At 68.3% G+C, this 19,239-nt stretch carries 16 protein-coding genes, 3 tRNA genes and 3 pseudogenes; 14 read left to right on the top strand and 8 right to left on the bottom strand.

What is annotated here, in order from left to right; translation table 11 throughout:
* Positions 1 to 76 precede the first annotated feature (76 nt).
* The 3 genes and pseudogenes from ACRRRO_RS09405 to ACRRRO_RS09415 all read right to left on the bottom strand — a co-directional run.
* Complete coding sequence (locus ACRRRO_RS09405) at positions 77 to 1,066, bottom strand: phosphotriesterase family protein (RefSeq protein WP_434081439.1); 990 nt, start codon at positions 1,064 to 1,066, stop codon at positions 77 to 79.
* Positions 1,067 to 1,116: 50 nt separating this feature from the next.
* Positions 1,117 to 1,422: an FAD-dependent oxidoreductase gene (locus ACRRRO_RS09410; protein WP_434081575.1), complete on the bottom strand. Its 306-nt coding sequence runs from the start codon at positions 1,420 to 1,422 to the stop codon at positions 1,117 to 1,119.
* Positions 1,374 to 2,486, bottom strand: a pseudogene (locus ACRRRO_RS09415) (FAD-dependent oxidoreductase); the annotation flags it as partial. The gene ACRRRO_RS09410 and the pseudogene ACRRRO_RS09415, both read right to left, overlap by 49 nt.
* A gap of 75 nt (positions 2,487 to 2,561) precedes the next feature.
* Between ACRRRO_RS09415 and ACRRRO_RS09420 the strand changes: the two are divergent.
* Positions 2,562 to 3,323, top strand: coding sequence for an SDR family NAD(P)-dependent oxidoreductase (locus ACRRRO_RS09420; RefSeq protein WP_424795311.1), 762 nt, complete (start codon positions 2,562 to 2,564; stop codon positions 3,321 to 3,323).
* Here ACRRRO_RS09420 and ACRRRO_RS09425 read toward each other — a convergent pair.
* Positions 3,318 to 4,103, bottom strand: coding sequence for a GntR family transcriptional regulator (locus ACRRRO_RS09425; protein ID WP_424795310.1), 786 nt, complete (start codon positions 4,101 to 4,103; stop codon positions 3,318 to 3,320). The two genes, ACRRRO_RS09420 and ACRRRO_RS09425, sit on opposite strands and share 6 nt — an antisense overlap.
* Positions 4,104 to 4,171: 68 nt before the next feature.
* Between ACRRRO_RS09425 and ACRRRO_RS09430 the strand changes: the two are divergent.
* The 9 genes and pseudogenes from ACRRRO_RS09430 (at position 4,172) to ACRRRO_RS09470 (ending at position 13,062) form a co-directional block, all read left to right on the top strand.
* Positions 4,172 to 5,073: pseudogene (locus tag ACRRRO_RS09430) on the top strand (sugar isomerase domain-containing protein).
* A 9-nt stretch (positions 5,074 to 5,082) separates the two neighbouring features.
* Complete coding sequence (locus ACRRRO_RS09435; protein ID WP_424795308.1) at positions 5,083 to 5,976, top strand: ROK family protein; 894 nt, start codon at positions 5,083 to 5,085, stop codon at positions 5,974 to 5,976.
* A 262-nt stretch (positions 5,977 to 6,238) separates the two neighbouring features.
* On the top strand, positions 6,239 to 7,357 hold the full coding sequence (locus ACRRRO_RS09440; protein ID WP_424795307.1) for a substrate-binding domain-containing protein: 1,119 nt from the start codon (positions 6,239 to 6,241) through the stop codon (positions 7,355 to 7,357).
* A gap of 101 nt (positions 7,358 to 7,458) precedes the next feature.
* A complete protein-coding gene (locus ACRRRO_RS09445) occupies positions 7,459 to 8,949 on the top strand; it encodes a sugar ABC transporter ATP-binding protein (RefSeq protein ID WP_424795306.1) in 1,491 nt (496 codons plus the stop codon).
* On the top strand, positions 8,946 to 9,452 hold the full coding sequence (locus ACRRRO_RS09450; RefSeq protein WP_434081440.1) for a hypothetical protein: 507 nt from the start codon (positions 8,946 to 8,948) through the stop codon (positions 9,450 to 9,452). The genes ACRRRO_RS09445 and ACRRRO_RS09450 overlap by 4 nt, the downstream gene beginning before the upstream one ends.
* Complete coding sequence (locus ACRRRO_RS09455; protein ID WP_434081441.1) at positions 9,386 to 9,949, top strand: ABC transporter permease; 564 nt, start codon at positions 9,386 to 9,388, stop codon at positions 9,947 to 9,949. Before ACRRRO_RS09450 ends, ACRRRO_RS09455 begins: the two co-directional genes overlap by 67 nt.
* Complete coding sequence (locus tag ACRRRO_RS09460; RefSeq protein WP_424795305.1) at positions 9,946 to 10,962, top strand: ABC transporter permease; 1,017 nt, start codon at positions 9,946 to 9,948, stop codon at positions 10,960 to 10,962. Before ACRRRO_RS09455 ends, ACRRRO_RS09460 begins: the two co-directional genes overlap by 4 nt.
* A gap of 19 nt (positions 10,963 to 10,981) precedes the next feature.
* A complete protein-coding gene (locus tag ACRRRO_RS09465; protein WP_424795304.1) occupies positions 10,982 to 12,139 on the top strand; it encodes a Gfo/Idh/MocA family protein in 1,158 nt (385 codons plus the stop codon).
* Complete coding sequence (locus ACRRRO_RS09470) at positions 12,139 to 13,062, top strand: sugar phosphate isomerase/epimerase family protein (protein WP_424795303.1); 924 nt, start codon at positions 12,139 to 12,141, stop codon at positions 13,060 to 13,062. Before ACRRRO_RS09465 ends, ACRRRO_RS09470 begins: the two co-directional genes overlap by 1 nt.
* Before the next feature lie 72 nt (positions 13,063 to 13,134).
* Here ACRRRO_RS09470 and ACRRRO_RS09475 read toward each other — a convergent pair whose 3' ends face one another.
* The gene (locus ACRRRO_RS09475) at positions 13,135 to 14,331 is read right to left on the bottom strand and encodes a Gfo/Idh/MocA family protein (protein ID WP_424795302.1); all 1,197 of its coding nucleotides are present in this window, start codon (positions 14,329 to 14,331) and stop codon (positions 13,135 to 13,137) included.
* Positions 14,332 to 14,424: 93 nt separating this feature from the next.
* Between ACRRRO_RS09475 and ACRRRO_RS09480 the strand changes: the two genes are divergently transcribed.
* Together ACRRRO_RS09480 and deoC are read left to right on the top strand one after the other, a co-directional pair.
* Positions 14,425 to 15,423, top strand: a complete 999-nt coding sequence (locus tag ACRRRO_RS09480) for an SIS domain-containing protein (RefSeq protein WP_434081442.1) — start codon at positions 14,425 to 14,427, stop codon at positions 15,421 to 15,423.
* 264 nt (positions 15,424 to 15,687) lie between these two features.
* Positions 15,688 to 16,272: pseudogene (gene deoC, locus ACRRRO_RS09485) on the top strand (deoxyribose-phosphate aldolase); the annotation flags it as partial.
* A 215-nt stretch (positions 16,273 to 16,487) separates the two neighbouring features.
* Here deoC and ACRRRO_RS09490 read toward each other — a convergent pair.
* The 3 genes from ACRRRO_RS09490 to ACRRRO_RS09500 form a co-directional block, all read right to left on the bottom strand.
* Positions 16,488 to 16,560, bottom strand: a tRNA-Phe gene (locus ACRRRO_RS09490).
* A 53-nt stretch (positions 16,561 to 16,613) separates the two neighbouring features.
* Positions 16,614 to 16,687 (bottom strand) — tRNA-Asp (locus ACRRRO_RS09495).
* Between the two features lie 43 nt (positions 16,688 to 16,730).
* A tRNA-Glu gene (locus ACRRRO_RS09500) sits at positions 16,731 to 16,803 on the bottom strand.
* 247 nt (positions 16,804 to 17,050) lie between these two features.
* On the opposite strand from ACRRRO_RS09500, the gene ACRRRO_RS09505 reads away from it, so the two are divergent.
* Together ACRRRO_RS09505 and ACRRRO_RS09510 are read left to right on the top strand one after the other, a co-directional pair.
* Positions 17,051 to 18,793 carry an AAA family ATPase gene (locus ACRRRO_RS09505; protein WP_424795299.1) on the top strand — a complete coding sequence of 581 codons (1,743 nt, stop codon included), beginning with the start codon at positions 17,051 to 17,053 and terminating at the stop codon, positions 18,791 to 18,793.
* Between the two features lie 85 nt (positions 18,794 to 18,878).
* The gene (locus ACRRRO_RS09510; protein ID WP_424786998.1) at positions 18,879 to 19,229 is read left to right on the top strand and encodes a metallopeptidase family protein; all 351 of its coding nucleotides are present in this window, start codon (positions 18,879 to 18,881) and stop codon (positions 19,227 to 19,229) included.
* Positions 19,230 to 19,239: the final 10 nt, after the last annotated feature.

Below are 19,239 nucleotides of genomic sequence, written 5' to 3' on the forward strand. Positions count from 1 at the left end.
GTCCCTTTCCATGGGGGTGTTCGTCGGCTCGATGCTGCTACGGACCGATCGGGGAGGCAACGGGCACCACGCCGCTTCAGGGATCGCCCGAACCCGGGCCATGGCCGGGGCCGGGGCCGGCACGCCACGCCAGAGCCCGGGCCGGGTTGCTGACGAACAGGGAATCGATCTGTTCCGGGTCGAGCCCGATCGCGCGCAGGCGGGCCGGGAACTGGCCGGCGAGCCAGTCCAGACCGGGTTCGCCGCCGTAGCCGCGCCACAGGTCCCTCCGAGCGCCGTCGGTGCCCAGCAGCACCTGGTCCAGGTAGCCGGACTCGGTCGCACGGCTGATCAGCCCGGCGGTCGCCGGCAGTTCGTCACGGTGCTGGCGCAGTCCCTGGTCGTACACCAGCCAGGCGCCGGTTCTCGCCAACTCGGCGTGGTAGCCCGGGTCGGTCACCTTGTCGACATGGGAGAGCATCAGCGCGCCCGCCGGCACCCCGACCTCGGCGAACGCCTCGATCTGCTCCAGCCCGCCGGTGCCGCCCTCACAGTGCGTCAGCACCGGAGCACCTGTGCGCTGGTGGGCGTAGGCGGCCGCGGCGATCAGGGTGCGATCGCGGATGCTGAGTTCCGGCCCGCCGGTGGCCACCTTGATCGCGCCGGCCCGATGCAAAGTTCTGCGGACGATTGGCCCGGTGTAATCGAACGCGTCGATCCCGAGGAGCAGGTCGGCAGCGAACAGCTCACCGATTTCGGCCGGATCCAACTGCGCGGTCCAATGCTCCGCGCCGTAGTAGCGCTCATGGTGGGCCCCGGTGACGGCGATCACGCGTACGCCGCTGCGGCGCGCGATTTCGGCCAGTCGCACCACGTCCCGGCCTGATGCGCAGGGCATTGCGTCGACCATGGTGGCGATGCCGGCCGCCACACAGGCACGGACCTCATCGACGGCTAGATCCACGTCGTCGAGCAGGATGTGCGGGAAGCCCGCGGCGATGAGCGCGCTGTGCAGGACGAGGTGCTCGTGGGCGTAGGTGCGCCCCAGGTCCGTCGCGGGGACGTCGCCGGTGACGGTGCGCACCATTCCCGCGCCGGGCGGGCTGGACTGCGGGCTGGTGGGCCCCGGTCCGGCGCTCATGGCATGACCTCCCGGGCCTCGTCGAGTTCCAGAACGGCTCCTGCCCGGCGCAGCACCGCGCGGACCTGCTGCGGCGCAACCTCTCGCACATCCCCGCTGAGTCCGGGTGTTGTCGCCGCGAGCGCGGCGGCGGTGCCCGCAGCCTGTCCCATCGCCATGCACTGGGCCATGGAACGAATGCTCGCGTGGGCATCGTGGGTCGCCGAGAAGCAGCGTCCGGCCACGAGCACGTTCGGCGGTCCCGGACGATGAGGCTGCGCAGCGGCACTCCCACCGCGGTGCCGTCGGGGAGGTACGCCCATGCCGTGCCATCGCCGGAGTGATGGTCCTCGATCGGGGCACCGCACAGGGCCACTTGGTCGTCGAACTGCCGGGCGCCCAGGACGTCCTCGCGAGTGACCCGGTAGTCGCCGTAGACGCGCCGGCTCTCGCGGATACCCACCTGTGTGCTCAGAGCGCCCAGGGCGGCATCGGCGTAGCCGGGGACGCGGTCGACGAGGAATCGCACGTACTCCAGGGCCTGACGGCGCCCGGCCAGTTCCGCTGCACTCAGCCGCTCGGGCTCCAGCACGGAGCGCAGTTGGCCATCGGCATCGCGCTGCACCGAGTCGAGCCGGGTCATCACCGTGGCGGTCATGCCCGCAACCGGGGTGATGTGGTCACTGCCGTCCCGGCGCGGGAGTTCGTATCCGTCCTCGGCTGCCTCGAGCATGAGCGCTCGCAGGCCCTCCTTGTCGATCGAGCGGCGTTGCTCGTGATCAACGTTGATCATCCGGAACGTCGTCGTGAGGGTCTGCGCGGGTGAGTCCGCTCCGGCCGTCTCGTAGCCGAAACCGGCGAAGTGGCACAGATCGGCGTCACCGGAGGCATCCACGAAGGTGTGGGCGCTGACGCGTCGCAGCCCGGCCTTCGTGGCCAGCAGGAGTTCGGTGAGGCGTCCGTCGATGACCTTCGCGTCCTGGACCATCGTGTGCAGGAGGACGCGCACGCCGGCCTCGGTCGCCATGGTCTCCCAGGTGACCTTGAGATGCTCGGCGTGATACGTCACCCCGGTACCGGCGCCGTAGGTGTTGGGTCTTTCCACCACCGGACCCAGGGTGCGTAGATGGTCGACCACCTCGCCGGGAATGGAGCCGACCAGCCGCCGCGGACTGGAACCAGGGGAATAGAAGCCGTAGAAGGTATCCAGCACCGCGGTGCTGGACCCGCCCAGGAACGGCAATTTATCCAGAAGCAGTACCGAAGCGCCTTGGCGGGCTGCCGCGATGGCTGCGGTCGAACCGGCCGAGCCGGCCCCGGCGACGACCACATCGACCCGCTCGAGTTGGGGCACCTGGGCCCAAAGGTCTGCTGCCACTGCGATCACATTTCCTTAGCCTCAGGACTCGTGGTTGTCTAGACTATAGGGAGCAAGGTGCCTAGATGAAAGAGGGTGGTGACGATGCCCGTTCTCCCAGGGGTGGTGATCACCGGGTCCTCGGGGATCGCGGCCGCAGTGGCAGCACGACTGACAGGTCAGGGGCGGCCGGTCTTCATCATCGGACGCGATGAGGACTCCTGCGCGCACCTTGCCACCAGCCTCGGGTCCGCCGGCGTCGGATACGCCGTGGCGGACCTGCAGAGCGAGGACCAGGCCGAGGACGCCTTCACCGCGGCGCAGCGGGGTCTGGGCACCATCGGCAGGGTGGTCGCGGTGGCCGGCGGTAGCGCCCGCAGCCAGGGAGACGGCTGGTTGCACGCGATGTCGCTGGCGTCCTGGGAGGCGGCGCTGCAGTTGAACCTGACGACGACGTTCCTCACCGTCCGTGAGGCGGTCCGGCGGATGCGTGGGGAGGGCGGGTCGATCGTTCTCACCTCGAGCGTGTTGGCCAGTTCGCCCCAGCCCGAGGACTTCACCACGCACGGTTATGCCGCTGCGAAGGCTGCGATCAGTGGTTGGGTCGTTCCGCTTGCGGCTGCCTACGCCAACGACGGGATCCGGATCAACGCGGTCGCCCCGGGGTTGGTGCACACCCCGATGTCCCGACGCGCGGCGAAGTCACCGCAGATCAGTGCTTTCGCACGGCGCAAGCAGCCGCTCGCCGGCGGCATGCTCACCCCCGACGATGTCGCAGCGGTGATGTGCTCGGTTCTGGAGGCCGCCGCAGTCACGGGCCAGGTCATCGCCGTCGATGGCGGCTGGTCGGTGACGTCGACGTCATGACCCCGAGGTCCCTGACGGACCAACCGCCGGCTCAGCGGCGCCGGGTAGCACGCCACCCACCGAGAAGGTGACATCGATGACGTACCGATCGGCGACGTAGGCGCTCTCGGTATGCTCCAGGGGAACGTCATCAGCATCGACGATGATGCGCCGTTCCACCAACAGCGCCGAGCGCGGCGGAATGTCGAGCAGGCGGGCTTGGGCACCCGTGGCGGTGCGTGCGCTGATCCAGCATTGCGCGGTGGTCGGAACCCGGCCCAGGGCGACCAGCGCCTCGTGCAGCGACCCGTTCTCGAGATCCTCGGCCAGGACGGGTGCGCAACTCGACGGCAGCACGACGTTCTCGATCGCCATCGGGACCCCGTCGGCGAGCCGGAGCCGGGACAGGCTCACCACCCGGCTGCCCTTCTCCAGGCGCAGTGCCTCGACGTCGGCCGCGGTCGGCGCCCGGAGCTTTGCCTCCAGGAGCCGCGAGGATGCCCGCTTCCCACGACGGCGCATGTCGCTGGAGAAGTTCATCAGCGCACCGCTGTGGCGGTGCATCGGCTGGGGAGCGATGAAAGTACCGGAGCCGCGCTGGCGTCGCACCAGCCCATCGATTGCGAGATTCTGCACCGCTTGCCGCGCCGTCATCCTGCTGACCTTGAATTGCGTGGCGAGTTCGGTCTCCGAGGGCAGGGGGTCTCCCGGAGCCCCGTTGAGAACCCGCTCGCGCAGCCACTTCTCGATCTCGGTATAGCGGGCCGCAGGACGCTGACGTCGCACCGCTTGACCACTCATGTCCCACATCATAGGCTTCTCGGCGCCCGTATAGTTGGCTATACAACTATGAAGGAAGGTCTGGACGTATGGTGACACAAAGTGGTGTGGCCGGGCGCTGGAGTGAGCGTGCGATCGACCTCATTCGCCGGGTCCAGCGGACGCAGGCGGACGCGATCTCGAATGCGGCCCGATGGAGTTGCGAGGCGATCGCGGCCGGCGGGCTTGTGCACATGTACGGCAGCGGCCACTCCCGGATCGCCGTCGAAGAGATGTCCCGCGTTACGGCTCCTATCCCGGCTTCCATCCCATCGTGGAGCTGTCGACGACGTTCCATACCCAGGTCGTCGGCGCCAACGGCCAGCGGCAAGCGATGTACATCGAGCGGACCCCGGGTCTCGCCGAGGTGATCCTGTCCAACTTTGCCTTCGGTGAGCGGGATGTGATGGTGGTGTTCAGCGTTTCCGGCACGTCGGCTGTGGCGATGGAGATGGCCCAGGGTGCGCGCAGACGAGGCTTGCGGACGATTGCGGTCACCTCCAGGGCTGCGGCACCGGCCGATCCGAGCGCCGACCACCTGGCACGATTCGCCGACCTCGTCATCGACATCGGAACACCTCCCGGAGATGCACTGGTGTCCGTACCCGGGCTTGAGGAACCGGTCGGGCCGGGCTCGACTGCCGCCACGATCACGGTCGTCAACGAACTCAAGGCGCAGACGGCCGAACTGCTCGTCCAGCGTGGCATCCGCCCTCCGGTGCTGACTGCGGCCTCGGTGGGGTGGGCGCGGAGCGCTCGGCTCAGTTGTTCGACGAAGCCTACGATCAGCATGCCGAGCGTGTTGCGCGCGCCATTGGTGGAGCCGGTGCCGCGCGACGCAACGCCGACCCGACGCACCTGGACGGCAGGGTTGTGCCGGATCTGGGCGTCCCGGGCGGTACCGGTGGGCAGCCGGCTTCCCCGACGAGTTCCGACGGTTCCTGAACGATAGGGGCCGTTGATGGCGCGTTGGCTGGGGGTGGACGTGGGCGCCACCATGACCAAGGTCGCCATGGTCGACGACGCCCAGTGGACGGTGACCGAGCAAGCCACTGTGCCGACCGACCGAACCGACCCGGACCGGACGGTCGCCGCATGTGCGCGGTTGATCGGCGGCTGGGTCGCGCGGAACCCAGAGGTGCGCGGGGTGGGAGTCACCCTTCCCGGCCACATCGACCCCGAGTCCGGGCTCGGGCTCGTCGTCCCCAACATCCCTGGGGATTGGCGCGGGGTGTCGGTGACCAGGCCGTTGCAGGTGGCTGCGGGACGCCCGATCGAGATGATCAACGATGCTCGCGCGTTCGTGCTGGCGGAGAGCCGGCTCGGTGCGGCTCGGGGGGTCGACGACGTGCTGGGCATCGTGCTGGGCACCGGCATCGGCGGTGGGCTGGTCCTTGGCGGGAGGCTGTTCACCGGTAGTTCGGGCAATGCCGGGGAAGTGGGTCATCAGGTCCTGATGCACGACGGGCCGCCATGCGGTTGTGGCAACCGTGGGTGCCTGGAGGCGCTGGCGCGGGCGGAGATCATCGCCGTGGCAGCAGGGCACGCCACCGTTGCCGACGCTGCCGCTGCCGCCGCGAGCGGTGATCCGCGGGCCCGGTCGGCACTATGGGAGGCCGGGACCTGGATCGGCCTCGGTCTGGCGAACCAGGTCACCGTGCTCACCCCCGAGGTGGTGGTGATCGGTGGCGGCGTGGCGCTCGCCGGGGACTCTTTGATGAAGCCCTTGGTCGAGCAACTGCGAGCGCGTGCACCGCTGGTGCCGCCGGACACCTACCGCGTGCTGCCGGCAGAACTGGGACCCCTCGCTGGAGCGGTAGGGGCGGCGGTCGCGGCCTCGGACGCGGCACCCTGAACCGGTCACGTACCGACTATCGTGATGCCGGCCGCGGCTCGCTCCACCGTCCGGAGGCGCCGTCGGCGCTGCCCTCCGTCACGAATCGGTCTCGTCGCTTGACCGGTACCTGGCACATGGTTAAAGTCATAATGTCTATACAGGTTCGGCAGTGCGTGAGAGCATTCTCGACAGGTACGCCAGACATCAAGGTGGTCGGTGCTGCGATCCGGAGCCAACCACCCCGAATACCCGGAAAGGTCCGGGAAAGGGAGCATCCGCAATGAAGCGTTCCGCAAGATTCAAGGTCGCGGCGGTTGCCGCGACGTTCGCGTTAACCGTAGCTGCCTGCGGCAACGGCGATGGTGACGGCAGCAACGGTGACGGCGATGGCCACACCGACCCCGCCACTGACAGTGCCGAAACGGAGGAAGGCGACGAGGGAGGTGAAGAGGCCGGTGGCGGTGACTACGTGATCGGAGTCAGCAACACACTGGCCGGGAACGGCTGGCGGGAGCAGATGATCTGCTCGATCCAGGCCGAGTCCCTGGCCAGCGGGCAGGTCTCGGAGGTCGTGGTGTTCTCCGAGAACGCCGGGCCGACCGAGCAGGTGCAACACCTGCAGACGCTGATCTCCGAGGGCGTCGACGCCATCGTCGTCAATCCCTCCGATCCCGAGCAGCTCAACGGCATCATCGAAGAGGCTGTCAGCCAGGACATCGTCGTGGTCGCAGTGGACGCGTCCGTCAGCACCCCGGAGGCCTACATCGTGACCAACGACCAGGTCGAGTGGGGTCGGATCGGGATGGAGTGGCTCGCCGAGGAGATCGGCGGATCGGGCGACGTCCTGTACATGCGGGGGATCGAGGGCGTCCAGTCCGATACCGACCGCCACGAAGGCGTCGAGGCCGCCCTGGCCGACTACCCGGACATCAACCTCAATACCGTGTGGACCAGTTGGGACTACACCCTGGGCGGGGAGATTGCGGTCCAGGAATTCAGCGCCCGCGATTACGACGGCGTGTGGACCACCGGCGCGGACTACACCGTGGTCAACGGCATCGAGTCGGTCGGCAAGGACCTGGTCCCCGTGACCGGCCAGGACTCCAGCGCATTCGTCGGCCAGCTCATCGACGGCGCCCCGGGCGCCGTGGTGACCAACCCCGCCGTCATCGGTGCGGTCGGTACGAACGTTGCGTTACGCATCCTCAACGGCGAAGACGTCGATCAGACCACGATGCTCACCCCGGCGCTCTGGACGATGGAGAACGCCGCCGAGGAGATGGAAGCCGCTTTCGACCCGGACCGCGGACCGGACACCAGCGCCGCCATCGACATCGACTACCCCTTGGAGATGACGCGCGAGCAGCTGTATGCCTGCGACGGCCCCAGCGATGGCTGATCGAGCCACCGATTCGCACGGTGTGCCGGGAACGAGTTCACCCTCGTTCCCGGCACATCTGCGAGGTCCGGTACGCCCACGTGGGAGGATGATCGCACGCGATGGACGCTGAACCACTTCTGCATGCCGAAGCCGTGGCCAAGTCCTACGGTGCGGTGCGTGCACTCCGGTCTGCGGACCTGACGGTTCGGCACGGTGAAGCCCATGCTCTGCTCGGAGCCAATGGCGCCGGAAAGTCCACGTTCGTCAAGATTCTCACCGGTGTCATCACCAAGGATGCCGGGAGCATCACCATGGAGGGGAAGCCGGTCGCGCTGCGCTCTCCGGCGCAGGGCTACGAACGGGGGATCGCCTCGGTCTTCCAGGACCCCGCCATGATCCCGGACCTGACGGTCCGGGCGAACCTCAGACTCACCGGTACCGACCCGGCCGCGGTGACCGCTGAACTCGAGCGGCTCGGCATCCATGGGCTGGACCTGGCCGAACGGGTCAGCGAGGTGCCGTTGCCGTTCCTGCGGATGCTCGACCTGGCCCGGGCCCTCTCGCATCAGCCTCGATTACTCATCCTCGATGAGATCACCGCGGCACTGCCCTCCGACCTCAGCGACAAGGTCACCGAGGTGATGGCCCGCCAAACGGCCGCCGGCGGCTCGGTGTTGTTCATCTCGCACAGACTGGAAGAGGTGATCGAGCACTGCGACATGTGCACCGTCTTCCGGGACGGCGGCGACGTGGCGTCCTTCGCCCCGAAGGACGGACGCGAGGAGCGCATCGTCAACTCGATGCTTGGCGAGGGTGCCGCCGGCGAACAGGAGCAGGGACGGCGATCGCGAGCCGAACGGCCCGAGATCCACGAGCCGTCCCTGGTGGTCCGCGGGCTGAGCGCCGGCGACATCCTGGACGATGTGAACCTCTCGGTCACCCCCGGTGAGGTGGTGGGCATCACCGCACTGGAGGGTCAGGGGCAAGAGGCGCTCTTCGACGTGCTTGCCGGTGCCCAGCGCCCACGCGCCGGCGAGATCGTGGTGGATGGGGAACGGCTGAACGCGCGTCACCCCGCCGCGGCCATCAGCCAAGGGGTCGCCCTCGTCCCGGCTGACCGCACGCTGGCGATCCTGCCGAAGCGCTCAATCCGGGAGAACATCGCGCTGCCCTCCCGGGCGCGCTTCTGGCGGTGGGGGCCCATCTCCCGCCGCAAGGAGAACCGCGCTGTCAACGGAGCCATCGATCGGCTCTCCATCGATACCCGGGCGGCATCTCAGGCCCGGCGCCTCTCGGGCGGAAACCAACAGAAGCTCACCATCGGTCGGTGGCTCGCCGAGGGATTCCGAACGCTGCTGCTCTTCGACCCGACCCGGGGTATCGACATCGGAACCAAGCGGCAGATATATGACCTCATTCGTGACCTTGCCGAGGAAGGGGCGGCGATCGTGATGTACACCAGCGAACTGCGCGAGATCGAACTCGTCTGTGATCGCGCCCTGGTGCTCTACCGCGGGCGCGTCGTCGCCGAACTGCCGGCCGACGCCGGTGAAGAGGCACTCCTGCGCGCTGCCCACGGCTTCGTCGAGGCATCGGAGGCGGGAACGTGACCGAGGTCGCGCCACAGACCACAGTGCCCAAACCCTCCAGTGCAGCCGCGCGCTTCCGGCAACGCAACGGCTGGGTCGTCGGGTTGGCGCTCCTGTTGGTCGGCATGATCGTCCTGCGCTCCACCCAGGTGGCGAACTTCGGGGGATTCGAGGTGCGCGCGCTGGCCGCGGGCGGCCTGATGCTCGCCTTCCTGGCGATGGCGCAGGGCGTGGTGGTCCTCTCCGGAGGCATCAACCTGGCGGTCGGTGCGCTGATGGTGCTGGCGAACTGCGTCTCAGCGCTGCTCATGGAGGACTCCTCCTTCGCGATGAGCATCGTCGTGGCGATCCTCACCATCATCGGCACAGCATTGCTGTCGGGACTGATGGGCTGGATCATCACGGTCTCGGGCATGCCCGACATCGTCGTCACCCTCTCGCGCTGCACTTCACGTTCGTGGGGCTGGCCCTGTTCATCCTCGGCGGGCCCGGAGGGCGAGCCAACCCGGATTTCGCGAACATGATCGTCGGCGGATTCTCCAACCCCTGGCCCTCGTTGCTGTGGCTTTCGGCGGTCTTCTGCTTGATCTGGCTGCCGTTCCGGTACAGCAGGTCGGGGATCGCAACCTATGCGATCGGCAGCGACCGGCAAGCGGCGTTCCTGGCCGGTGTCATCGTCAAGCGAGCCAGGGTGAAGGCATACCTGATCTCCGGGGTATTCGCCGGCTTCGCCGGACTGGTGACCACCGCCCTGCTCGGTAGCGGAAGCCCCCAGGGCACGGTCGCCCTCGGGGCGCTGCTGAGTTCGGTGGCCGCCGTCGTGCTGGGTGGTGTGGCGCTCGCCGGTGGCCGCGGCCAACTCCTGGGACCGGTGCTCGCGGCGTTCGTCCTCACCCTCATCCCCTCGATCCTGCTGAGCATGGGCGTCAACTCGAACATCGCGACGCTGCTCCAGGGCCTGATCATCATCGTGGTGGTCATGCTCGGGGGCTTCCTTGAGATGAAGCGGAGGAAGTTATGACCAGCGCCGCCACCACCCCGCAGGCAGCCGCCGCGAGCGAGGGCCCAACGGGCACCGAACGCGCTCGCAACTACCTCACCGACCATCCGATCATCGTGCTCAGCGTGGTCTTCGTGCTGTTCTACCTCGTGACCGCAGCCTTGGATCCCAGCCTGTTCACCGTCCGGGGTCTGCGCTCGATCCTGCTGCTGGCCTGCCCGCTGGCCTTGTTCGCCGCCGGGCAGACCCTCGCCTTCCTCACCGGGGGAATCGACCTGTCGGTGGCGATGATCGCGAACTTCGCCGCGTATGTGGTGGCGACCCAGAGCGGTGCCGGGACTGCGACCGCCTTGGCCCTGGGCCTCGCCGTGGGAGTCGGGGCCGGGTTGCTCAACGGCATCGGGGTCGGTGTGTTCAGGGTGCACCCGCTGATCATGACGATCGGAATGTCCAGCGTCCTGCTCGGGGTGGTCTCCGTGGGCCAGGCGAGCGGCGGCTTCCTCTCCGGTTCCGCCGTAGTCCCGCGGCTCCTGCAGCAACTCGGCGGGGGCACGCTGATCGGCCCGATACCGCTCAACGCCGTGGTGTGGGCGGGGATCTCGGTGTTCTTGATCTGGATGCTGGCCAGGTCCGGCCTGGGCCGCAACATCTATGCCGTGGGCGACAACGCCATCGCCTGCCGCCTGTCCGGTATCAAGGTGTGGCAGGTCCTGATCGTCACCTACGCCCTCGTCGGAGTTCTGGCCGCGATCGCGGGCATGATCATCTCGGGCACCTCCGGGTCGGTCGGTCCCAGCCAGTCGAACTCACTCCTGCTGCCGAGCATCGCGGCCGCCGTCATCGGCGGCACCTCGATCCTGGGCGGGTCCGGCGGCTACGGGGGCACCGTCGTCGGGGCGCTGGTGCTGACCGTGCTGAACCGGCTGATGCTCACGCTGGGCGCCGGTCAGGCGGTGCAGCAGATGGTCTACGGGATCATCGTGCTCGCGTTGGCGTGGGCGTACGTGGCGGTGTCCCGCCAGCGCTCGGACTAGCAGAACAAGGAGAGGGTCGATGGCGGACGACGGCGGGCCGGTCAAGGCAGCGGTCATTGGCACGGGATTCATCGGGCTGGTTCATGCTGAGGCAGTGCGCCGAGCCGGTGGCCACCTGGCCGGGGTGCTGGGCTCGGCACCGGAGCGCGCCGCGGCGCCGGCGGACCGGCTGGGGGTGCCGGCCTACCGGGACATGACCGAATTGCTTGATTCCGATGTCGACGTCGTGCACGTCGCCACCCCGAACCACCTGCACGCCGAGCAGGCGGCCGCCGTCATCGAGGCCGGTAAGCACGTCGTCTGTGAGAAGCCCCTGACCACGAACATCTCCGACGCCCGCCGGCTGCGGGGCTTGGCCGAGGAGCGTGGGCTCGTCAATGCGCTGTGTTTCAACCTGCGCTTCTATCCGCTCATCCACCACGCCCGCAGCATGGTCGCCGCCGACGCGATCGGAGCGCCCCGGCTTGTCACCGGAAACTACCTGCAGGACTGGTTGCTGTACGAAACCGACTGGAACTGGCGGGTGGAGACGGCGCTGGCGGGGCAGACCCGGGCGGTGGCGGACATCGGAAGCCACTGGCTCGATGCGACCTCATGGGTGATCGGGGAACCCATCGAGGCCGTCTACGCCCAACTGCACACGTTCGTGCCCACCCGGATCAAGCCGTCGGGCTCAAGGGAGACATTCTCTGCCGGTGCCGGGCACACCGGTACGCCGGTGCCGATCGACACCGACGACGCCGCCCAGGTGCTGTTGCGGTATGCGGGGGGAGCGCGCGGGGCGATGACCGTGTCGCAGGTCTCGGCCGGACGGAAGAACTCGATGTCCTTCGAGGTCGATGGATCGACGGCGGCGCTCTCCTGGGCTTCCCAGAACCCCGATGAGTTGTGGATCGGCCACCGCGACCGGCCCAATGAGGTGCAGCACCGAGATCCGGTCACGTTGAGCGAAACCGCCGCGGAGATTACCTTCTACCCCGGAGGGCACGTCGAGGGGTTCGGGGAGACCTTCCGCGGCCTGTTCGAGCGGGTCTACCAGGATGTCGCAGCCGGAAGCCCCGGCGCGGAGCCCGCCTACCCCACCTTCACCGACGGCCTGCGGGCCTTGGCGGTGGAGGAAGCGATTCGGATCAGTGCGGCCCAGGACCGATGGGTCGATGTGGAGAGGATCACGTGATGAAACTCGGACTGTTGACCGCCCCCTTCGAGAACACGCCGTTGACCGAGGTCGCCGCCTGGGCCGCCTCGGTCGGCTACGAACAGCTCGAGGTCGCCTGCTGGCCCCAATCGGGGATGGAGGCGCGCCGGTACGCCGGTACCGCGCACCTGCCCATCGAGGACATGACGGCCGAACGCGGAACGGAGATCGTCGGCGAACTCGCCGACCTCGGGATCAGCATCTCGGCGCTGGGCTACTACCCGAACAACCTGCACCCGGATGAGAGTGCGCGGACCGCGGCCAATGAGCACACCAAGGCGGTGATCCGCGCCGCGAGCCTGATGGGAGTGCCGATGATCAGCACCTTCATCGGTGCCGATCACACCCGGTCGCTGGAGGAGAACTACGCCCGCGCCCTCCAGGTGTTTCCCGAGATCGTCGCCTATGCCGCCGAGCACGACGTACGCATCGCGATCGAGAACTGCCCGATGATCTTCTCCGCTGATGAATGGCCATCAGGGAAGAATCTGGCCTACAACCCCGTCATCTGGCGCCGGATGTTCGAGGACTTCGAGGGCGAGACCCTCGGCCTGAATCTCGACCCCTCGCACCTGCACTGGCTCATGATCGACCCGCAACGGGTGGTGCGCGAGTTCGCCGATCGGATCTACCACGTCCACATCAAGGACCTGGAGATCGACCGCGAAGGGTTGTATGAGAACGGCAGCATGTCCGCCGGCGTCGGTTGGCAGGTGCCGCGGCTGCCCGGGCTGGGTGAGGTCGATTGGGCAAGGTTCGTCGCGGCGTTGTACCGGGCGGGTTACGACGGCGTGCTCTGCGTGGAGCACGAGGACCGTGACTTCGAAGGTAGCGACGACCTGGTGAAGAAGGGCTTCATCATGGCTCGGGACGTGATCCGTCCGCTGGTGCCGCTGCTGTAGCGACGCCCGGGTGATCGCGGAGCGGCAGCACGGTGGTGCGGGGGCGGACCGACCCGCCCCCGCACCGGCGCATCAGGAGGTGACCTGCTCCATGACCTCGCCGCTCTCGCTGTGCTGGTAGAGCACCTTGGAGCGCCCGTCGGGCAGGGTCTCCCGCTTGATCACCGGATGCCCCTCGAACGACTCGGCCTGTCGGGAGATGCGTGGCGTCGACCCCCCGCGCCAATCGACCAACTCGACCGGTTCCCACCGACCACTGTCGGAGGAGGTGAAGCAGGCGTCCATGATCGCGTTGACCACATACCCGTCGTAGAAGGTCTCCTGCGGGGTGGTGCCGTTGTCGATGGAGTCGAACATGTCGACGAACATGTCGACGTAGCCCAGCTCGTTGATCTCATCGCCCACCGGGAAGAGCCAGCCGCTGTCACTCTCGGCCTTCTCCGCGACGTAGCCCTCGCCCACGCCGGTGGTGAACATGTCGAACCCGGTGCGCAGGAAGTGGTTGAGCCAGATGGTGCCCTCGGTTCCGGACACCTCATCGCGCAGGTCCATGCCGCCCCGGAACGCCCAGGAGACCTCGAACTGGCCGATCGCTCCGGACTCGAACTTGATCAGGGCCACCGCGTGGTCCTCTGCGGTGATCGGATGGACCAGGGTGTCCTTCCAGCAGAACACCTCCACCGGCCGGTTGTCCTTGCCGATGAAGTTGCGGCAGATCTCGATGCAATGACAGCCCAGGTCCACGATCGCGCCACCGCCGGCCCGGTTCTCGTCCCAGAACCAGGCGCTGTGGGGGCCGGGGTGGGTCTCGCGGGAGCGGACCCAGAGAATGTCCCCGAGCGCGCCCTCCTGGACCGACTTCACGGCCGCGAGGGTCTTCGGGGTGTAGACCAGGTCCTCCAGGTAGCCGGCGAAGACGCCGTGGTGCTCGACGATGTCGAGCATCTCCTTGGCCTCGGCCGCGGTGCGCCCCAGAGGCTTGGTGCACAGGACATGTTTGCCGTTCTCGGCGGCCAGCCGCACCGCCTCGACGTGCATGTCGTTCGGCAGCCCGATGATGACCGTGTCGATCTCCGGATCGGAGCAGGCGGCCTCCAGCGACGTCGTCGATCGGGGCACGTCCCAGCGTTCCGTGAAGGCGGCACCCCGTTCCTCGGTGCGGGAGTAGACAAGCTCGACCCGATCGCGGTTTCGACCACGATGCAGGGTAGCGGTGTAGAAGTCACCGATCAGGCCGGTGCCGAGCATGGCAATGCGATGTGCAGTCACGGGGAGAACCTCTCGTCGTCGAGTCAACCACCAAAAGTATAGACAAGACTGTAGCGTCAGACCAGACTTCACACGTTCAGAAGGAGGGAGTCGATGGATTCTCGCACCGGGGTACGAATGCGCGCGGATATGGCCGATCAGCCCGGATGGTTGCGCGGGTTGGACGATCGACGCGTCGAGGTAGCCCAGGCGCTGGCGGGGCAGGTCCTCGGGATCCCGGGGCCCGGCCTGTGGACCCTCGCGCGCGGCTCGTCGGCTCACGCGGCGAGCATGGTGGCACCATGGCTGGCCCGCGCGGTGGGCGCTCCGGTGCCGGCGCTACGCGTTGACGCCGTGTTGTCCGAGCCCGCCGCGCTGCCGGCGCCGGGGGCAACGGTGATCGTGATCAGTCAATCGGGTCGGACACCGGATGTGGTCGATGCGGCGCGCCGGCTGCGCTCCGCCGGGTGCCGTGTGGTCGCCCTGGTCAACGAGCGCGGCGCGCTGGCGTCGGAGGCTTCGTATGTGTTGGAACTTGGAGTCGGTGCCGAACGCGCGATCCCGGCGACCAAGACGGTGCTCGCCCAGGTGGCGCTGCTGTGGCTGCTAGGGATCGAGGCCGCCTCGCAGCGCGGGGGTCCCAACGGCGCCAAGAGGCAGGTGGTGGTCGAGCCGTTGGTCGATGCGGTCGCCGATGCGCTCGCCGATACCGTGCCGGTCGACCGGGCGGTTGAACGGCTTGCTTCGGCGCCGCCGGTCGCCGGGACCGGGAGAGGCGTCACGGGCGGGCTGGCGGCGGAATGGGCACACAAGGTGATGGAGACCTCGGGGTTACCCATCTATGCGGCCAGCGCCCCAGAACTGGCACACGGGCCCGTTGCCATCGCGACCTCAGGACGAAGCGTGGTCGGCTTCGCCGTCGGCACCGCCGCTCGACGCACCGTGGCCGACGTGCTGAGCCGGGCCGAGGCGCGTGGTGCCGAGACCGCGCTCGTCGCCCCCGGAGGCACGATCCAGTTGCCGCAGGATGAACTCCCCGGCCTGCTCGCGCGGCCTGGTCCGGGCCCAGATGCTGGCCGAACGGATGGCCGTGGCGTTCGGGCAGGATCCTGACACCGCCTTCGGGCTGGCCAAGGTCACCGCGACACCGTGATGTCCCCCAGAGGCTGGCTCCGGCGTCGGTGTCGATGACAGGACCCGGCGGGCTCCGTCCGGGCAGGCGAAGTGGAAGGTCGCCGTCTCACTTGACCAGACTGAGGATACTAGGAAGTATAGACAACCACCCGTTGCTCCGTGCATCCGGGGCAGGCCAGCGCAGCGTTGGCGTCAATCTGAGACCCAGGAGACCCGATGAGTCCCGATAAATCCGCTGAGCAGATGTCCGTCGCTGAGTTGGCGGCCTACATCGACCACTCGGTCCTCAAGCCCGAGTTCACGGTGGAGGACGTGGGTCGTGAGGTAGGCAACGGCGTCCGCTACGGCTGCCGGACGGTGTGTATCAACCCCACCGCCATCGAGATCGCCGCGCCCCTGTGCGAGGGGACGAGCACCGGACTGTGCGTCGTCGTCGACTTTCCGTTCGGTCTGTCCAGCACGCCGTCACGGCTCGCGCAGACCAGGGACGTCCTCACTGCGGGGGTGGCGGAAGTCGACATCGTCGCGAACTACGGCTGGCTACGCAGCGGCCGTGCTGATCGGGTGGAGCAGGATCTGCGAACCGTCGCCGAGGTGTGTCATGAGGCCGGTGCGGAGGTGAAGGTCATCCTGGAGACCGACGCGCTCACCGTGGACGAGGTGCGCGCGGGCGCCGAGGCGGCGATCGCCGCCGGTGCCGACTTCATCAAGACCTCCACCGGATTCTTCACCGGCACGACACAGCACGAGCAGACCGGAGCCTCCGAGGACATGATCGCGATCATGCTCGACGCAGCCGCGGGGCGCTGCAAGGTGAAGGGCTCGGGCTCGATCCGGGATCGCGCACACTTCCTGCGGCTGATCGACGCCGGCATCGACCGGATGGGCATTGGCTATCGTTCCACGCCGGTGGTCCTGGGCGTCGATCACGACACGACACAGCACCGGCCGGGGCGGGCTACTGAAGGCCGCGACCTGGCGAGTCGGGCCCGGAACGCGACTGCGGCTCCACCCCGGAGGGTGAAGCCGCAGTTCTCGCGAGGTGGCTCCGACCGGCGTCGATCCGGTGACCTTTCGATTTTCAGTCGAACGCTCTACCAACTGAGCTACAGAGCCCCGAGACGAACGCCCGGCCACCATGGTGCGGGTGAGCCGGGCCTGTTGTCTCGCGACCCCGACCGGACTTGAACCGGCGGCCTCCGCCGTGACAGGGCGGCGCTCTAACCAACTGAGCTACGGGGCCTTGCAGATACTGATGGTACTGGACATTCTCCTGTTGCGATTCGCACCCCCAACGGGATTCGAACCCGTGCTACCGCCGTGAAAGGGCGGGGTCCTAGGCCGCTAGACGATGGGGGCCCGGTCTGTTCCTACTGGACGCCCGTGACGCACTTCGGCGCCCCAAGACCTCCGAAAGCATACGGTACCCAACTGCCGCAGGGCAAAACGGCCCGGTGTGGTCTTGCGCACCCTGGTGACGGTGCCGGAACCGGGCGGTTGCGAACTGTCACGGGTCGTTCGGCCGGCTTCGAAGCGCGTGCGGCTGCTGGTTGTCGATAGAGTGCTGGGGAATCCGCACGTGACCCGATCTACTGAGGAGTAAGCGATGGGGATCGGAGAGCACAGCGTGCTTCCCGAGGTCTTGGCGCAGGTGCGTTCCGAGCGCACCGCGGTGGTGGTGTTCAACGGCGGCACCTACGAACTGAGCGGCCGGGACCTCACCGATACCCGGGCGGAGGCCCTGCACTACATCACCGGCCTGGCGGCACAGATCGTCGGTGGGCCGGTACAGGTCACCCTGACGGACCCGGACGGTACGGGGTGGCGGCTGGTGGTCACCCCGGATGGGGAGGTGATCGATGAGGCGCCGGCGGCAGGGGGAACGATGAGCACCGTAGCCGAGGACCACAGCACGGCCCCGACGGCAGGCTCTGCCGAGGAGGCCTCGCCGGCCACCGCCTCCGCCGTCGGATCCGGCACCCTGGATCCCGAGACGGCGGACCCGGCGATTCTGGCCGCGCCCACTGCGGCGGACCCGGCTGCCCGGCCCGACCTGGGCCTCGGCGTCGAGCCGGGACCGGAGGCGTTCGCGCCCCCAGCCGCCCCCGAACGTCGTTCCGTGCGTCCCGCGTTCTCGCCCGGCTCGGTATCGCACGCCTTCCGGGACCAGCCCGGAGCACCCGCGGCGCCGGCGGCGCCGGAACAGGTGGGCGGGTTGCGCGATGTGTTGGGCAGCACCGCTCGGGCACAGGAGACCGAGGTACTGCCGGAGGTCCCGGCCGTCCCCGCCCCCGCCGGTGGAGCCTACGCTCCGCCGGCGCAGGTGCCCGGGAGCGCCGGGGGCTCGACGGTGCAGGACCGTGAGTCCCCCATGCGCCACACCGGCAGCGCACAATCCGGCGACGACGCCCAGTCCTCCCCCCGGCGCCGGGAACTGCGGGAGTCGTTCCTGCGCACCGAGCAGGCCGAGGCCCCGGCGACGCAGGGGGTGCGCGGTGCCCTGACCAAGGTCGGTATCCGGACCAGTCCCAGCGCTGCCGAGCGGGCCGAGCGGGCCGACGTCAACGCCGTCTCCCAGCACTGGCCCGGGGTGCGCACGATCGCGGTGGTCAACGGTAAGGGTGGGGCGAACAAGACCCCGACGACGGCGCTGCTGGCGGCGGTCTTCGCGCGCAACTCCGGTGCGGCGACCCTGGCGTGGGACAACAACGAGACGCGTGGGACGCTGGGCTGGCGCACCGAGCAGGGCAAGCACGAGGCCACCGTGCAGGAGTTGTTGCCCCGGGGTCACGCGCTGCTGGATCCGGCGGCCAAGGCCGGGGACATCTCCCACTTCGTGCATCACCAGGCCGCGGACAAGTACGACGTACTGCGGTCCAACCCGAATGTGCTCTCCGCCGAGCAGCGCATCACCGGGGAGGACGTGGATCTGGTGCATGACGTGGCCGGGCGCTACTACCGGCTCATCTTCATCGACTCCGGCAACGATGAGTCCGCCGATCACTGGTTGCGGATGATCGACAAGGCCGACCAGTTGGTCGTGGCCACGATCGCCAAGCCCGAGCACGCCGAGGCAGGTGCGCTGTTGCTGGAGGCCCTGGGCCAGCGTGATGAGCACAGCGCCCGGTTGGCCCACGGCGCCGTGGTGGTGGTCTCCCAGGCCCGGGAGAAGGACGTGAATCCCTCGGTGCAGCAGATCGCCGACGGGTTCGCCGGCTGGGTGCGCGAGGTGGTCACCATTCCCTATGACCGGGCGATGGTGGAATCGGTGCTGCGGTTCGAATCGCTGGGGGCGGAGACCCAGCGCGCCTGGCTGCGCGCCGGTGCCGCGGTGGCCGGGGGCCTGTGACCGGGGTGCCGAACGGTCCCAGCCGCGGACCTGCTGCGACGGAGGCTGCCACCGGCGCGAGCGGGTGCACAGCGCCGTGATCGAGATGTCGTTGGAGCAGTTCGAGGATGCGGTGGCCGACGGGCTGGATCTGATCCCGGACGAGTTGGCCGACCTGATGGACAACGTGGTGGTGCTGGTCGAGGACGAACCCCCGGCCGATGCCGGCGAACCCGATCTGCTCGGGCTGTACGAGGGCGTCCCGCTGACCGAGCGCGGCGAGTGGTGGGCGGCCGGTTCGCTACCGGACCGGATCACGATCTTTCGTAACCCCACGCTGCGCCTGTGCGACAACGAGGCGGAGGTGGTCGAGGAGGTTGCGATCACGGTGGTGCACGAGATCGCACATCACTTCGGCATCGACGATGAGCGCCTGCACGACCTCGGCTGGGGCTGATAGCGGGGTA

This window comes from Sanguibacter sp. Z1732, assembly GCF_051020515.1.
In the GTDB taxonomy this organism is placed as follows: domain Bacteria; phylum Actinomycetota; class Actinomycetes; order Actinomycetales; family Beutenbergiaceae; genus CALKWS01.

Coding starts and splice junctions, on each gene's coding strand:
- ACRRRO_RS09405 (WP_434081439.1), bottom strand. CDS start 1,066: ATGGTGCGCACCGTCACCGGCGACGTCCCCGCGACGGACCTGGGGCGC.
- ACRRRO_RS09410 (WP_434081575.1), bottom strand. CDS start 1,422: ATGGGCGTACCTCCCCGACGGCACCGCGGTGGGAGTGCCGCTGCGCAG.
- ACRRRO_RS09420 (WP_424795311.1), top strand. CDS start 2,562: ATGCCCGTTCTCCCAGGGGTGGTGATCACCGGGTCCTCGGGGATCGCG.
- ACRRRO_RS09425 (WP_424795310.1), bottom strand. CDS start 4,103: ATGAGTGGTCAAGCGGTGCGACGTCAGCGTCCTGCGGCCCGCTATACC.
- ACRRRO_RS09435 (WP_424795308.1), top strand. CDS start 5,083: ATGGCGCGTTGGCTGGGGGTGGACGTGGGCGCCACCATGACCAAGGTC.
- ACRRRO_RS09440 (WP_424795307.1), top strand. CDS start 6,239: ATGAAGCGTTCCGCAAGATTCAAGGTCGCGGCGGTTGCCGCGACGTTC.
- ACRRRO_RS09445 (WP_424795306.1), top strand. CDS start 7,459: ATGGACGCTGAACCACTTCTGCATGCCGAAGCCGTGGCCAAGTCCTAC.
- ACRRRO_RS09460 (WP_424795305.1), top strand. CDS start 9,946: ATGACCAGCGCCGCCACCACCCCGCAGGCAGCCGCCGCGAGCGAGGGC.
- ACRRRO_RS09465 (WP_424795304.1), top strand. CDS start 10,982: ATGGCGGACGACGGCGGGCCGGTCAAGGCAGCGGTCATTGGCACGGGA.
- ACRRRO_RS09470 (WP_424795303.1), top strand. CDS start 12,139: ATGAAACTCGGACTGTTGACCGCCCCCTTCGAGAACACGCCGTTGACC.
- ACRRRO_RS09480 (WP_434081442.1), top strand. CDS start 14,425: ATGGATTCTCGCACCGGGGTACGAATGCGCGCGGATATGGCCGATCAG.
- ACRRRO_RS09505 (WP_424795299.1), top strand. CDS start 17,051: ATGGGGATCGGAGAGCACAGCGTGCTTCCCGAGGTCTTGGCGCAGGTG.
- ACRRRO_RS09510 (WP_424786998.1), top strand. CDS start 18,879: ATGTCGTTGGAGCAGTTCGAGGATGCGGTGGCCGACGGGCTGGATCTG.